General features: G+C 48.4%; 14 protein-coding genes. 3 read left to right on the forward strand and 11 right to left on the reverse strand.

The window, feature by feature from the left end; all coding sequences use genetic code 11:
• Window positions 1-11 precede the first annotated feature (11 nt).
• The gene (locus JY391_RS03960) at window positions 12-1,085 is read left to right on the forward strand and encodes a fimbrial protein (RefSeq protein WP_211935252.1); all 1,074 of its coding nucleotides are present in this window, start codon (window positions 12-14) and stop codon (window positions 1,083-1,085) included.
• 163 nt (window positions 1,086-1,248) lie between these two features.
• Here JY391_RS03960 and JY391_RS23950 read toward each other — a convergent pair whose 3' ends face one another.
• The gene (locus JY391_RS23950) at window positions 1,249-1,431 is read right to left on the reverse strand and encodes a hypothetical protein (RefSeq protein WP_211935253.1); all 183 of its coding nucleotides are present in this window, start codon (window positions 1,429-1,431) and stop codon (window positions 1,249-1,251) included.
• A 628-nt stretch (window positions 1,432-2,059) separates the two neighbouring features.
• Window positions 2,060-2,896: an alpha/beta fold hydrolase gene (locus tag JY391_RS03970; protein WP_042292117.1), complete on the reverse strand. Its 837-nt coding sequence runs from the start codon at window positions 2,894-2,896 to the stop codon at window positions 2,060-2,062.
• A gap of 658 nt (window positions 2,897-3,554) precedes the next feature.
• On the opposite strand from JY391_RS03970, the gene JY391_RS03975 reads away from it, so the two are divergent.
• Window positions 3,555-4,190 carry an acyl-homoserine-lactone synthase gene (locus tag JY391_RS03975; RefSeq protein ID WP_042292115.1) on the forward strand — a complete coding sequence of 212 codons (636 nt, stop codon included), beginning with the start codon at window positions 3,555-3,557 and terminating at the stop codon, window positions 4,188-4,190.
• A 13-nt stretch (window positions 4,191-4,203) separates the two neighbouring features.
• Here JY391_RS03975 and JY391_RS03980 read toward each other — a convergent pair whose 3' ends face one another.
• From JY391_RS03980 to JY391_RS03995, 4 genes are all read right to left on the reverse strand, one after another.
• Window positions 4,204-4,896 carry a helix-turn-helix transcriptional regulator gene (locus tag JY391_RS03980; RefSeq protein WP_199957184.1) on the reverse strand — a complete coding sequence of 231 codons (693 nt, stop codon included), beginning with the start codon at window positions 4,894-4,896 and terminating at the stop codon, window positions 4,204-4,206.
• Window positions 4,897-5,094: 198 nt separating this feature from the next.
• Window positions 5,095-5,841 carry an SAM-dependent methyltransferase gene (locus tag JY391_RS03985; protein ID WP_211935254.1) on the reverse strand — a complete coding sequence of 249 codons (747 nt, stop codon included), beginning with the start codon at window positions 5,839-5,841 and terminating at the stop codon, window positions 5,095-5,097.
• Window positions 5,841-6,734: a class I SAM-dependent methyltransferase gene (locus JY391_RS03990; protein ID WP_229264087.1), complete on the reverse strand. Its 894-nt coding sequence runs from the start codon at window positions 6,732-6,734 to the stop codon at window positions 5,841-5,843. The genes JY391_RS03985 and JY391_RS03990 overlap by 1 nt, the downstream gene beginning before the upstream one ends.
• Before the next feature lie 7 nt (window positions 6,735-6,741).
• The gene (locus JY391_RS03995; RefSeq protein WP_042292105.1) at window positions 6,742-6,999 is read right to left on the reverse strand and encodes a YjhX family toxin; all 258 of its coding nucleotides are present in this window, start codon (window positions 6,997-6,999) and stop codon (window positions 6,742-6,744) included.
• Between the two features lie 497 nt (window positions 7,000-7,496).
• Between JY391_RS03995 and JY391_RS04000 the strand changes: the two genes are divergently transcribed.
• Window positions 7,497-8,105 (forward strand): DUF1062 domain-containing protein, encoded by a 609-nt coding sequence (locus tag JY391_RS04000; RefSeq protein WP_211935255.1) that lies wholly within the window; start codon window positions 7,497-7,499, stop codon window positions 8,103-8,105.
• A gap of 122 nt (window positions 8,106-8,227) precedes the next feature.
• Here the strand turns inward: JY391_RS04000 and JY391_RS04005 are convergent, their stop codons facing one another.
• From JY391_RS04005 to JY391_RS04025, 5 genes are all read right to left on the reverse strand, one after another.
• The gene (locus tag JY391_RS04005) at window positions 8,228-9,658 is read right to left on the reverse strand and encodes an EAL domain-containing protein (protein ID WP_211935256.1); all 1,431 of its coding nucleotides are present in this window, start codon (window positions 9,656-9,658) and stop codon (window positions 8,228-8,230) included.
• 424 nt (window positions 9,659-10,082) lie between these two features.
• A complete protein-coding gene (locus JY391_RS04010) occupies window positions 10,083-10,727 on the reverse strand; it encodes a fimbrial biogenesis chaperone (protein WP_229264103.1) in 645 nt (214 codons plus the stop codon).
• Between the two features lie 41 nt (window positions 10,728-10,768).
• Window positions 10,769-12,376 (reverse strand): fimbrial adhesin EcpD family protein, encoded by a 1,608-nt coding sequence (locus JY391_RS04015; protein ID WP_211935258.1) that lies wholly within the window; start codon window positions 12,374-12,376, stop codon window positions 10,769-10,771.
• A 10-nt stretch (window positions 12,377-12,386) separates the two neighbouring features.
• Window positions 12,387-14,879 (reverse strand): TcfC E-set like domain-containing protein, encoded by a 2,493-nt coding sequence (locus JY391_RS04020; protein WP_211935259.1) that lies wholly within the window; start codon window positions 14,877-14,879, stop codon window positions 12,387-12,389.
• A gap of 56 nt (window positions 14,880-14,935) precedes the next feature.
• Window positions 14,936-15,613: an EcpB family pilus assembly chaperone gene (locus tag JY391_RS04025; protein WP_211935260.1), complete on the reverse strand. Its 678-nt coding sequence runs from the start codon at window positions 15,611-15,613 to the stop codon at window positions 14,936-14,938.
• Window positions 15,614-15,630 lie beyond the last annotated feature (17 nt).

Raw genomic sequence — 15,630 nt, forward strand, 5'->3', positions numbered from 1 at the left:
CACGCAGTAGCATGAAAATGTTACTTGTAATTTTATTGTTCATCATGATGCATTTCCCGTCTGTGGCCTTAGCTGCGCCTGTTTGTGACGACACGAATATTGGCCACAGGGAGATAGTATTGCGTGGAGATAGTATTTCACCCGGTGTAGACCATTCTTCGTCTGTCCCAGTATATGCAGGTTATTTCATTCCGATCACTCTAGTTAACTATTATAATTGTCACGTAACTAGTGGAGACTCTTCAAGTTATGATATGTATGTTTTTCTTGAACCATTAAATTCATATGGTAACTCTTACTCTTTTAATTTGGGGGCGATGAGGTATTATAGTGTCGTTGCGATGAATGCTCCGGCATTTGGGGTCGGATTATCTACTGCACTTGCTTCACCGCCAGGCATGGCGGTTAATACAGTAGATAAGGTATGGTTTGACTCAAGCGCCAAATTACGAGGCAATTATAGTGGTGGATATATTATATCATTGATTAACGGTTCCCTCTTACAGCCAGGAGTTTTATCTGGGAGTGACCTGCCCACTTTTGGCATATACGGTATGATATTTAAGAGTGATGGTACCCCCTATGACGGAAAGAAAATAACGATGGGAACTGTATCTTTTAGCGGCTCAGTGAATATTATTCCGTTCACATGCCAGACACCTGATGTGGCTGTGCCGATGGGAAACTATAAAACGACGGATTTCACCGGTGTGGGAAGCACCAGTCAGTGGGTGGATTTCAACATTGAGTTAGATAACTGCCCGGGGAATTATCCTGGATATTTTCAGGCAAATAACCAAATGAGCTTATTGATTAATCCCGTTTATGGCAATCCTACCCCTGATTCATTCTGTCTCAAATCAGGAACCGGCAGCGCAACGGGGATAGATATGCAGGTCCGAAAGCAAAATGATACCAGCTTGATAACAATGGGAACGGGTTTTGACCCTCTGGGCCCCGTAACCGGAAATACGGGAGTGACGCAATTACGTATCCCTCTGCAGGCCAGATATATACAGTCAGGCGGGCAGGTGACTCCAGGTTCGGCGGAGTCAGCGCTGACATTCACTATCAATTATTACTAACGAAAATTTATTAACATAAGATTCGCAGTCGCTCATAGACTGGTACAACTGCTCATGGGTAAACTCTCAATAAGGTACCTCCGGAGGTCAGTAAATTCGTGAAGTAAAAGAGGAGATGGCAAGCGGCACTGCAACAACGTGACGTTGAAAAACTTCAGTTGCGTCAAGCCTGACGGCTGTAGAAATGTTTCCTTCTCGACGTCAGGCGCGCCGTGAACTGTGCCATGGCCTTTTGAAGGCGCGCCAGCGCTTCAGCTTGTCCCGCCAACTGGCGTTTAAAACGGATATTTTTAGCGGCGAGTTCATTTTCGCGATCACAGGATGAGGCCGTTGCTGCGCCAGTCATAGGGCTGCGATTTATACAGACTGTTCTCGCGGGCTGCTGCAATACAAAGCGCTCATTGCTCCCGTTTTGTTTTTCATCTCAACGGAAAGATTGCCGCACGAACCGGTTGGCTTAAGCTGCGAATCGCAAATGGTCAAGCAGGCACGATAATCTCATGGATGATATAAACGCTGACGACGATGGAACTGGTGGGGATACCGTTGCTGATGGGCATATACGCGCGCTCTGGTCACATTACTGGGGTATCCGCTGCGGGCACAATGAAGGTAATAGTGTTACCGGCAATACGGGTGCTTTCAACTGCTATTGCTGTGCAAGAAAATATCAAAGTAGCTGCAATGACTGTTTTATCGTCCCGTTTTTCAAAATCAGTTGTACGGTCTGTATGGTAGCGAAAATGCTATGTAGAACAATACATTGCATTATGCTGTTGGTTCGGATTATAAAAATAAGGAAAGTGAACGCGAAGGATAAATCTTGTGGGAGATGAAGGGCGCGGATTTGTCGCACGCAAAAAAGCGCACGCTTGCGGAATAACGTGCGCCTTGTATTGGGTCTGACAACGGAGGAGCGGCAGAATATCAACTCACCTGCCTGCACCTGCTCCGGGAGTCGGTACGGTCATCGCTTACTTGCGAAGAAAAGCCAAAATATCAGCATTAATGACATCCGCATGGGTGGTGTGCATCCCGTGTGGATAGCCCGGATAAATACGCAGTTCACTGTTGCTCAACAATTTATCCTGCATAAGTGCGGCGGTCTTATAGGGCACAACCTGGTCGTCATCGCCCTGCATCACCAGTACCGGAAGCGTGATGGCTTTGAGGTCTTCCGTTTGGTCTGTTTCAGAGAATGCCTTGATGCCTTCGTAATGGGCTTTTGCGCTTCCCATCATGCCCTGGCGCCACCAGTTCTGAATAGTGCCCTGGGAAATGTCAGCCCCTTCACGGTTGAAGCCGTAAAAAGGACCGGAGGCCACATCAAGATAGAACTGAGCACGATTCGCGGCCAGCGCTTTACGGAATCCGTCGAATACTTCTACAGGCGTGCCCTCCGGGTTCGCCGCTGTTTTTACCATTAACGGCGGTACCGCACTGATCAGCACCGCTTTCGCCACGCGTCCCTGGGGTTGTCCGAAGCGCGCGACATAGCGGGCAACCTGCCCACCGCCGGTTGAGTGACCGATATGAATCGCATTTTTCAGATCCAGATGTTCAACAACGGCATTAACATCAGCAGCATAATGATCCATATCATGCCCTTCACTGACCTGATCTGATCGACCATGACCGCGACGGTCAATGGCAATGACGCGGTAACCTTGTCCCAGGAAGAACAACATCTGATTATCCCAGTCATCGGCGCTTAGTGGCCAACCGTGATGAAACACGATGGGCTGGGCTGTTTTATCTCCCCAATCTTTATAAAAGATCTTTACACTGTCGTCTGTCGTTACAAATGCCATGAGGTCACTCCTGTAGTGATATTCCACAAGATTATAGGACACAGCCCATAATCCGACAGGCAGGCTTTATCGATTCACCGTCTGTCTCTAACGGGGAAAACGCTACGCCCCCATCGCCAGGCTGTACAATAGGAGATGTCAATAGAACGGATAAGCGACACCGTGCGGTAACCCCTGGTGTTTTGCGTGATAATAACGGGTAACTGTCTGTTTACTCAGTAAGATAACGGCGAGAGTCGGCATTCAGCTTATGACGGTGATTGCCGCGCAGAGTCATACGGTGACGAAAAGAAAGCTTGTGGAGAGGAGAGAAACGGAGAGTCAGTGGCGTTTATTTTTGCTAAAGCAACAGAAAATATTACCCCTTGAAAATACAAGGGGCAACAGATTAATTATAGTTATTTGATATTTTTCGTACTTTATTGGTTTTTTATACGCTAAGTGCTTCTAACATTCTGTACCCGGGACGCTAAATGTAAGATAATCCCGTGTGGATTTATCCCTGGTGTTGCGTTGGTCTTTGACCCCCTGACCAGTTAGCATTGCGAGTGCTGTTGGTCAGGTATTTTTTAAGTATAAGGAAGACCCGACATAAAAAAAAGCTGTCCTAAAAGACAGGGGATAATAATTTCAGTGTGTGATTATCAGGAATAACTGGATGAACTCTGTTGTTGAGTTTTTTTTGCATGATTACGATGAATTGCCGCCAGGATTTGCCTCCGAACTCTACCGGCTCAGACGAAGAACATTTCGCGAGCGGCTCGACTGGAAAGTCGAATGCATTAACGGCATGGAAAAGGATCAATTTGACAACGAAAAAACGACTTACCTGCTGGGCATGCATGACGGGCAATTACTTTGCGGCGCGCGATTTATCGATGCGACCCAGCCGACAATGATCAGCGAAATATTCCATGATTACTTTGACGATATTAGTCTTCCTACCGATATTCCCTGCTGTGAAGTCAGCCGACTGTTTTTAGATAAAGAACGACGCGACAACGGAAATTTGCGCAGTATGCCCACCAGTAAGGCGCTGTTTCTGGCAATGATCGTTTACTGTATGAAGAAACAATATCGGGGAATGTATGCTGTTGCCAGCCGCGGCATGTATGCCATTTTTCGTCATGCGAACTGGAAAGTAGAGGTTATTCAGAAGGGACTTTCTGAGAAAGGGGAAACAATCTATTATATTTTTATGCCTGCCAGCGTAAGCGCCGTGGAAGACATCATTCGCAAAGACAAGAACAGCGACTGGCTTCGTGAAATGCTCCAGCAACTGCTTCGTATATAACGGGCGCCGGGGCTCAGTTGTCGAGCAATCTGAGCTCCATCCCCAGTTTTACCGCATGTCTGGCGTTGTTCACCCCGAGTTTTTTCATTGCGTTGCTCATATGGAATTTCACGGTGCGTTCCGTAATGGACAAAATAACCGACACCTCGGCGTATGTTTTTCCGGCGCTAACCCATTTAAGAATTTGCCGTTCACGTGGCGACAAGAAAACGTTCTTTTTCTGATCCACTTTACTATAGAGATTGAGCGTCTTCTGATGCAACTGAATAAGAAAGTGCATAAAATGTGAACGATTTTTTTCCATGTCCACGCCGGAATCTTCCTGGCTGATGATGGATAACACCACCAGATTATTCAGGTAGTCATGCAGTGGAAATGTCTGCCCCTGGTAGATGTTATGTTCAGAACTTTCGTTGAAAATGCGCGTCAGGTTGTATCCGCCAGACAAGATGACCTTGTTCTCCCAAAAGAAATCTTCCACACAGCGTAAAGCCCGAATAATAACAGGGTCTATAAACTGATATTTTCTTTCCAGGTAGATGTCGAACCATGCCGGATTATTATTAATTATCCGCATCTGTGAAGGGTCTTTCTTGTTCATTATCGCGTAGGCGTAGATGATACCGTTGTAGTCCTCAAAGAACTTATTCAGCTCATTCTGGATTAACGCATTGATCCTTGTATCGTTGTAATACGTATCCTTCACGTCAGTTACTGCCTCTGGGATGAATGGGTGGATAAGTATAGTCTGCTTTGTTAGCCTTCAAAAAGATAGAGAATGCATCAATATTGTTTATCTCGCCTCTTTGCCCAAGACAAAATCGCTTTGCGGTCTGCGAAGCCTGGGGAATATTCTCAGTTGACATGATGGCGGTGCAGTGAAAACCACACCGCCTGTTTCAGGTTATCGGGCAATCAAAGCGAACACGCCCCAGCCAAAATATTCCCGGCTATAGGTGACATGACGCTTAGGGGCGACAGACAATTCCGCCCGGACCTCCTGCGCGAAATCATCATGGGGGTTTTCCGCCAGCCAGCGACGCAGGGTCAGCCACTTCGCGGCTTCGTACCTGTCCCAGCCTTCCTGGTCCGCCAGCACCATTTCCACAATGTCGTACCCTCTTGCGGCGAAAGAGGCGACAAGGTCGGGCAGGGTGAGGAGATCGGCCACGCTGCCCACGCCGCAGGCGACAGCCACCTCGTCCGATACAGGGTCCTTACGCCAGTAGGGTTCGCCAATGAGCATGATCCCGCCGGGCTTGAGACTTTTTGCCAGCAGGTCGACCGTCCCGGCGACACCGCCCGCGATCCAGGTGGCGCCGACACAGGCCGCCACATCGCATTTTTCGTCGGCAACGTAACCGGATGCGTCGTTATGAATAAATTTCACGCTCTCGCTGACGCCAAGTTCCGCTGCGCGCAGCTTTGCCTGTGCAGTGAAGAGTGGGCTCATGTCAATGCCGAGGCCGGTAATGCCATGATCACGCGCCCAGGTACAGAGCATCTCGCCTGAACCGCTGCCGAGATCGAGAATGTGCGTGCCCGCAGTCATACGTAATACGCGACCTAACGTGGCGTACTTTTCTGCTGTAAACGGATTATGAATGCGATGCTCGCTTTCGCTAATCGTAAAAATACGTGGGATATCCATTAGTTAATTCCTTGTATGTCATGCGTATTCGGTGAAACGTTCGCCGTCGCGTGTGCTTTTTCTGCCAGCAACGCAAAAAGTTTGTCCGCGAAGGTCTCGCTGACTGGCCAGTCGGCGCCGGCAGGTCGCTGAAGCACGTTCAAACCTGCGTCAGCAAGCAGGCTGAGGTACTCCTCATCACGCCAGGCCTTCATTTGATTACCGAAACGGGTCGTCCGACCTGTTTCTTCAATTGCCCAGAACAGGGTTGAGCTGGTCCGTGTCTCTTCATCCCAGTCATTTTCTGTCAACAGAAGATGAGGATCGGCAAGAAACAGTCCCTGCGGGCAACGCTGCCAGCTTGCAGGGGCCATGCCCTGACGTTTCACCTCGTCGAAGGTGTGTACTTCCACGAGGAGTTTTCCGCCCGGCGTAAGCCATCGCGCGCACTGACCGATGAGGTGGGTTGCGTCTGCGGCATTGAAGACATTCAGTTCCCCAAACGTCATCATGATGAAATCGAACGATTCTTGCGGGCGATATGTCCGGACATCCTGCTGAACATAATCAATCTTCAGCCCCGCGGCCTGCGCCTGTTGACGAGCCCATTCGATAGAAGCCGGCGAGAAATCCACGCCGGTACAGCTAAAGCCGCGTTCGGCCAGCAAACGGGTGTAAAAACCGGGGCCGCAACCAAGGTCCAGAATGCGTGCGCCTGAGGGGAGCTGACGGGCAATCCACGCAACCTGTTGTTCAATCACCGACAGTCTGCGGCTGGCCCAGTCATGTTCCTGGGACAGATGGTTTTCCAGCATGCGCTGGCTAAAGGCGGGTTCATCCCAGGGGATTTTGCCTTCATCAGGTGAAAGTCGAATGCGTCCTGAAGCGACAATAACAGCGCTGATATTCATCATCCTCTCCTTAGCGATTATCAGGCTGGGCGCGAACGTGGTTCAGCCCGGTGGTGTTGATGCGGTAAGGCTGACCGTTGACGGACTTGATCAGCTTTTTGGTTTTGAGTTTTTTGAAGACGGCGAGCGTACAGTCGGCGAGCAACAACCCTTCGCGGCTGTAGCATTCAACAGAGGTAACGCGGCCAGAAGTATCGCGGACGTGCGTAATACGTCCACCTTTAGCGAGAACGTGTAGGGTACGTTGTTCCTGACGGGATAAATTCATACTGGAAAACCTGTTTAATCATCATGTGCAAAACGTGCAAACACACAGCGGTGTCCGCATTCGATTTCGGCGCATTGATAATCAGTCCGGCCTGAAAGGTCGGGGAGCTGATTATCAGATGATTACATTCTCCAGCATCAAAGCCTCGGGTGACGTTGAATGGTATTTACGGAGTGAATGGTAACACAGGTTTTTTGTGCGGATATAGCGAATCCTTTAAAGTGTGATCTCAGCGCGAAACCGCTCAGGCGTTAGCCTGTGCAAACATGTCATTCGCTCCATGTCCCCATGCGGTACCATCATGAATATTGATTGAACGCATATACCCGATGATGACCGCTTTGCTAGTCTCAGCGTATCGCTTTGCCAAAGACAGGGAGTGGCATTGGACATCTTTTTTTAACCCACTGAAAAATATCAAATAAATATTTTTCGTACACAAAGACATGGTTCGTTCAATACGGATCCGAATTTGTACGGGTTAAAAAAGGTACGTTATGAAAGTCACATGGACTGTCACTCCTGTTGGGCACCAGCGCATTGCAAAACGCTGCCCGTCTTGCAACATCAAACGAGAGTTCACGCCCGCCGGGGCATTCAGAATCAATTCGCAAAAAAAGAGACTGGACGTCTGGAGTATTTATAAATGTACGCATTGCGAATGTACGTGGAATATCGCTCTGTTCTCGCGGCTCAATGTCAACAAATTAGATCCTGAGCTTTATCGCCGTTTCCTGCTCAATGATGCGGATACGGTTGAAAACTTTGCGCATAACAAAGCGATTCTTAAGCGGAACAATGCGAGGCTGTCGGGCAAACCTGATTTTCATATTCAGGAGCAGTGGCCGGTCAGTATTTTCCCTCGACAATGGGTCAGCGTTTGTATCCGGATCCCCCGTGCTTTTCAGGTTAACTTGCTGGCCATCCTGAAAAAGCAGCTCATGCTGAGTTCAGCAGAAATTTATAAGCGAGTCGATTCGGGGGAGATAAACGGGGTGACGAAGAAGATGCTTAAATCAAGGAAGGGGGCATTGGCGGTATATCACATACACATGCCTCTGGAAACGGTGTATGCCCGCCGCAGAATCGATTTGACGCGTCGTTAACAGGCAGAAGCTCACCTTATGACAATCGTCGCCAGGATGACCCGCGCAGCGGATAGGCTGAAAAAGAGGTGGGCTTCATTAATATCATCATGCAAAGGCAGCTATCTCCTTTCGGAGATAGCTCAGCATCCACACTGATTTACGTTGTATTGCCATGAGCTTTCCTCACGCCGTTGATAGCGAAGAAAATCGGCAAAAGGCACTGGCGGCAGGAAGTAATAGCCTTGCAGAAAATGAATGTGATTGTTGACCAGCCAGCGGTGTTGGTACTCATGCTCAACCCCTTCAGCGACCGTGCGTAAACCCAGGATGTTGGCAAGGTGAATAATTGACTCCAGCATCGGAACCCGCTGTTCGCCATCCTTAATATTATTGATAAATGTTTTATCAATTTTGATAATGTCCAGCTCCAGCTCGTTCAGATAGTAAAGATTCGCATAACCGGTGCCGAAGTCGTCGAGGGCGAACAGTACGCCGCGGTTTCGCAGAGAGCGGATGAGTTCTTTAATGGCCGGGGTAATATTCAACGCCTGGTCTTCAGTGATCTCAATCATCAGCTTTATGGGTAAATGTTGGGTTTGCTCCAGAAAATTGAGGCATTCCCAGTAGAAAACAGGGTTGCTTAAGCCGGAAGGACCAATATTAAAAGCGATAAGCAGCTCATTTTTGATGATCCTCTTTGCGGAGATCAGATCGCGGGCGACGGTCGCCATCAGATAGCTGGTCAATTCGAAGATCAGACCGCTGTTGATCGCTAAAGGAATAAACTCTTTTTGCGAAATAGCGTAGTGGTGCCCCTGCGGCCAGCGAGCCAGGATTTCCACACCGCACATATCGCCATTCTGATTAACGATCGGCTGGTAGTAAGGGATGATCTCTTCCTCCACAATAGCCATGCTCAGCCTGCTGGCGTTCAGTTCGTCATAATCAAGACATTGCGCGTTGCCCGGCGAGTCTGTGAAGCCGTTCAATAAGCCGTTTCGGGATAAAAAGATAACTGACTCATTGAAACAACGAAAACCCAGTCGGGCGTTAATTTTATCCCGATACCGGTACAGCGCTTTCGGACTCACAGCATTCGCGACGCAAAAATTATTCAATTCCCCTCGGCTAAAAGAGGCATTGAGCATTTCTTTTTCAAAATGCGTTAAGCGGAAATGGGCAACCGATAGATTTTCGAGACTAAAGGTGGATTCATGGCTCGCTAATGCCTTCTTATGTAATGCATTTATCACGCTATTCACACCCAGTTTCGCATCTATAGTGTCGACATTTTCATAACCGCGATGAAAGCAGTCATGCTTACTCATCTTTAGGACAATACTGTGTATGTGGTTAAATAAGCTGCTGTTTTGTTGGATCCACTTGTTGACGAAAAATAAAGGCAGCCTGTTGTCGATGATCAACAAACAGGACTGATATTGCGGTAAGTGTTGCTGTCTTTCATTGGTTACTGATTGAACATCAACCAGTACTAAATTAGGTAACCAGGACTTAATTCCAGAAAAAAGACAGATGTCATAACTTAACAGGAAAATTTTTTTAGTATTCATAGCTATTACCAGCGTGAATTTATTGTATAGCGTCTACCTCGTCTTCCGGGAGAAAGTGATAAAACGCGCATTTTCTCTTTTTAATAAATACAAAGCAGCGATAGAGTCTGACTCTTATCAACAAAATCAGGGCGTTACGAAAATTACAGGCACAAATGAAATATAAAACTCAAAACATAAATTTCTCTTGAGTATAAAAAATATAACCCCTGTGTTTTAGTGTGTTTTAAAAGTTTTACCAAAAGTGCAGTTGACCATACAATTGACTTAAAAATAATCAAGAAGCTTCAGAAAAATCTATAAAGTTTGTTTGTTAAAGGGAATTAAAATCATTGTTTAAAATGAATTATTCCGTTATAGACCTTACACACTCAGGTTAATTGCCATGAGATTTTTCATACTGATGCCGCGTAATAAGGGGTTATTACGGCGTCCTCTGGCAAGCCTTACCCACAGGATGATACCTGTTTAAGGCGACGATAAATTTTCTGTTATTTGCTCTCAGCTGAGCGCTGTTGAATGTTTCTCCTGGCAGGAGATAGCGCATTTCAGCCTCATCATCCGTCGAGTGGCAACCCTGATGAAGAATGATTTTAAAAAACGTGTTACCGGTATTTCTCAGTATCCCTCTCTGTTCATCAAGGTGATACTGGAAGTTAATTTTTCGTGGCCGAACGACAAGGATCGTATCAATTGCGACCGCAGGTATCGCTTCGCTCTTCTTGCCATGTTCGCGATCGGTTAACAGGGTAACAGGGAGCTCGCGAAACAGTATGCGGTAATAGCGCTCCGTTTCATCCGCAGGCCCACGATAAAAGATCTTGAAGAACTCACCAGACTCGGGCGCCAGTGAGAAATTTAACGGCGTAAAAAGCAGTTCGCCATCGGCAATTGGGCTTCGCTTTTCGCCCCCGGGCCCCGGCTTGTCGATTTTCACCGCGCTAATGCTGTAAACGTTTTGTTTATCACTATCGTTGTAAATCCGCTTGCTGATAAAGGACTTATCGGCAGGCATTTCATAAATAGTCGACTCAAGATAAACAGCATGGACCGGAAAGACCATCAGCATGATTGCCAGCCACAGACCTCGTTTCCCTGTTTGAGCGCGTTTCATGGCGTTACGCCCAGCCAGTTTGCCGTGACTTTAATTTCACCGGTTGCGCTGACCACCCCTTCCCAGTCCGCCCCGGCAACGGTAAGCATTGAACGTGAATCATTCATGGGAAATAACAGTGTCAGACCAGTGGTAAAAAAACTGCCGTCATCAGTGTTATTCACATCCCATGGTGTTTGTTGCCACTGTGCGTCGGCCATCGAAATCGGCGCTTCGTTACAGCTGTTACGCTTTTGTATTACCCCGCCCGACTCACTGTTGTATTGCAGGTAGGCGGGAACAGGAACAGAAAGCCCGTCCTGCGCCGACTGAAACAGGCAATACGGCACGCCATTGACCGTGGTGCTGTCGCCGATAACCTGCGCGGTAATGGTATCGGCCTGCCGCGGCCCGGAAACGGTAACGGTGTAATTCATTTCTATAGGATCTGCATCTCCAATCGTGCCGCTGCCCTGTGCCGATGTCGTGTTATCAGTGGAGGTAATGCTGATGCCATATTCTTTCGGTACGATATTGAGCTGTAACGAAGGCGTAAACTGGTAATAGCCAGACTCCGGCGTTAAGCTATTGTAAAAGCCAAACGTGAAGGGTTGGCTATTGGTTATGCTTAACCCTGAGTCGACAAGGCCTTTCAAAAACGTTTTCGACAGAAAAATATAGATATAGTCTCCGGAGGTCGTCAGCACATTGTAATAGGCGGTGGTTGCACTGTAGTTATACCAGTTTGAACCGTTACCTGAATACTTGACCGCTGATGCCGCAGGGGTAAAGCCCAGCATCGCCGAGTCGATATAGGCTCTGAACGTCAGCGACGCTGTGAGGTTCGATGTTTGCTGGAGATCATAGCTCACCATCTTACAAATTACGCCATCGACACTGCTCACCACACCCAGTTCACAATAGCCGGAGTCCTTCGTAATACTCGGCGTGCCATCACTGGCAATCCACAATTCCTGAAACGCGTTTGTCGACTCGAGCGATAAATGACCTATTTTATTAATGGTATAAGGCCGGATATACCAGTTACCGCTGGTTTGGTCTTTACAACGCGCACCGGCGGCATAGTCATAATCCACCGTGGTGCGACAAAAATTCAGTTTCAGCGTTTCCGACGCGCCGACAGTCATTGAGCGAAAATAGTCAAATGCCGAGTCAGTAAATGAAGCAAAACCATAGTATCCGCCAGCGATGCCCGCCCCGGTCGCTTTCGTATGGTAAAAGCCATATTGATCCGTTAAATCAGCCGCAATATAACCAGAAGAAGGGCAATTCGCGCCCGTTGTGCAGCGAATGCCGTTAAAGGGTTCACTCACCGGCGAATCGTCAATCCACATATCCCGGTAATAGCTGGTACTGCTGACCCAACCCACGATACCCATATAGCCAAGACTGACCTGGTTGTCACCGTATTTCACCCAGGTGTTTGAACCACTTATGCGCGGATCCAGCGAAGATGGCGTTATAAAATATTCGTTATCAATATTGTTTTCGATAAATAAAATATTGCTGCTCACCGCAGCCTGCGTTGATGCTGTTAATGCCCAGAGAGAAGGGGATACTGACGCCAGCGCGCAGCCAAGAATAAGGTGGAGTGTTTTGTTCATCAATTTAGCCTCACCGTTGTGCCATTGAGGTTTGCGCCGTACATTTCACGTCGCCTACCCATGCCGCGCCGCGCGCTTTGTCCAGATCGAGATCGGCTTCACACAGGCTGCCATTCGCCGAAACAAGAGTGATTACTGGATATTTTTTATCGATATCAATGGCGAATTCACCTTTTGCGTCGGTGCGCGTTTTGCCGATATGGTTATGAATATCGGTATTCGTCGCCAGTTGGCCGTCCGGGTAGCGGATGCGGCCAAATACCGTAACCATGCTTTTTATTTCCGGATTGATCACGCCGACGTTGCCCGGATAAAGCGTCAATTCCTGGGTACGCCCGGAAACAATATCGAAGCTGTCTTCTGAATTTCTGTCATTGAGTATTTCCATTCTGTACTGCGCATAGGGCGGCAGGGCGATGAAGTTTGACTTACCGCTCAGGAGATAATGACGATTGTTAATTTTGGCCGCCAGTTGCCCTTCGCCAGCCAAATCGGTGTTGACGATGATCCCTGCGCGCTGGCGTTCCTGGCTCAGCGCCACGTTTTTCCCGCTCCACGCCACCGACCCCTGTGACGAAAAGTTCATATTCGTCGAATTATCCGCTGCGCGCGTAACGGACAGCATTCCGGAATTGTATTTCGTGGCGTAACTCATATTACCGTTAAGCGAATAATTATTATCGTAATGTTGTTCGCCGCTCAGGCGCGTCGAAGCAGACAGCCCAACTGACCGGATGGTGCCTTCAGTAAACTGTTTGCGCGCGCTGAGGTTCCCCTGGGTGCTGCCGTAGCGGTCCCGCGAAACGCCCATACTTAACCAGGAAGCCAGAGGTAATGAAAAATCCAGGCTGACGTAGCGTTCCTGCCGACCATCATCATTTCTATTGTTGTAGTAATAACGCTGGATCCCGGCGCGGAGCCCTATCGTGGCGTATCGGCCAGAATACAGGGTGGTGCTGTAATCCAGGTTCCGGTACTTGTTGCCAGAATAGCGATTTTCCGTCTGGCTTAGCGTTAACGAACCGCCGTGGGGAATAAATTTTCCGAGATTAAGCGTCCCGCCGACAGAATAGTTATCGCGCTCCTGGACCGGTAGCTGGTCGCCAATTTTACTGTCCTCGCGTGACGCCCACAGCGACCCGTAGCCACCGGGGATCGTCACATTGATATTACTGACGTTTCGCCAGGAAGAATCGTTAGCGACAAGCGTCTGATTGCCGAGGCTAACGTACTCATTCACATTGAGCGTCACATCGGTTTCGTTGACCGCGTTGTTGCCAAAACCGTAAACGGTCGTTTTCAGATTTAAGCCAGACAAAATGGCCAGCGTCATTGATGCGGCGCCGCCTGCGATCCAGGTTTGCTCACTCCCTTCATCCCGGTAGTGATTGCGTTTATAACTCACGCGATCGTAATCCAGCGAGCCGCCGAAGAGTTGCCAGTTCAACCCCTGTATTCCAGCGGTTTGCTGTCGGGCGAAGATTTTATTCACCCGGCTGACGCGGCTGTTTACCGTTCGGCCATTCACCACCACCTCGACCGTGACGTCATATACGCCGTACGGAAAACGGCTGGTGTCGATTTCATAGCTGCCCATATTAAAGTTCTGTACGCTCAGCAGTCGCCCTTCTCTTAATACGTGGACTTCACCTGCCGCGGGCAAAAATACGGTAATTGGGGTTAAGGAGAGGGAATTTTTCTCAATAACCGTACTCCCTTTATTGCCGTAGCTAACGCCGTAAATTTTACCGCCATTTAACGCGTTCAGGCTGGCTACAGACTGCACGTTCCATGTATCAAGCATACCCAATGCCAGCCGATAGCCCTGGTAGTCGCGTTCGTACATCGCACGGTACAGTTTGCTGGTGTTATTGCTGTCGCCAATCCCATAGAACGAGCCATTAATATTTAAATGGTGCTCACGTAATGAGGCCGTATTATCAATAGTAAGATAGCTTCGCGAGCTGTTGCCGGTTCGATAATCGTTGTAATACGTCCCGACGTTGTAGTTCAGCACGTTGGAAAGCGTCTCGACGCTGGAGGGGCCAAGCAGACTGCTTCGGGCAACGATGGCCTCCGTCAGCGCATCCTTACTGACAATCATTTCCAGATGAAAGGAGGCGATATTCAGCTTCAGGCGTGCATCAGCCGACAGATCGATAACGGTGTTATCGCGAAATTTCACATCGCGAAGGCCTTCCACCATGATGCGGGTTTTTCTTGATAACACGGCGTTGTCGGGTAATTCCGCAATGGCAATTGATTTCACGGTAATGCTGCCATCCGTGAGCGAGATGATCGCATCGGCAATTTTCTGCTGACTTTTTTCGTCAGTCTCATTGTAACGAATATAAACCGGAACGGTCATTCCCTGTTCCAGAGAACGCGAGAAAGCGCCTGGGATAATATACTTACCCACTTTCGTCGGCGCTGAATAAACGATAATCGGTGTCAGCACTATTAAAAGGGTAACGCTTCCCCTGACAAAATATTTCATTGTCATTCGCTTCCTTACATTCCGGTGTAGAGTCTTTATCCGTATTAATCCGATTACGGTGATTATTTGACCGTTATAAATCGCTTACCGTGCCAGATCCCAATATGTGAACGTGAATGGTTTACGTCGGTATATTGCAGCTTTATTTTTGTTCCCGGCATGACGTAATAACGCTCGCGGCAACCTTTGCCATTCTCGCGTGCCTTGTCTTTACAGGCGCCATACGCGATGACCCGAAAGGAGACATTGCCGGTATTGCTAATAACATCACCGCTGCGGCTGTAATTAAAATTTTCTTTACGCGGCGCGACGACCAGAATGGTGCCAATCTGCGCGGAAGCGGTAGCTACCGCCATTTTATTGGCTTTGGTTTCAGCATTTTCACTGACCGGCTCGTCAACCCATTGCAGACGATAATAGCGTTCGGTGTCGTCCTCCGGACCTTTATAGAAAAAACGGAACACATCCGTCGCCTGTCCAGGGAGGATAAGATTCGCGGGTGTGGACAGCAGTTCGCCGTTATGCGCTGGTTTAATCTCGACGCCATCCGCAAGGGGCGATGACAATTGTTTTACCGAGACGCTAACAAAGCGGGCGGAATCCGTCGTATTGGTGATCTCTTTCGATAATGAACTCTCCGTGGACGTCATTATCGACGTGATATCACCGACGTTAATTGCCCAACCTGAAAAGGGGGCGAAAACACCTGTGAAAATAGCGGCGGTAAAATATTTCTTCATGATAATTGTCCCTGAAA

This window comes from Citrobacter sedlakii, assembly GCF_018128425.1.
In the GTDB taxonomy this organism is placed as follows: domain Bacteria; phylum Pseudomonadota; class Gammaproteobacteria; order Enterobacterales; family Enterobacteriaceae; genus Citrobacter_A; species Citrobacter_A sedlakii.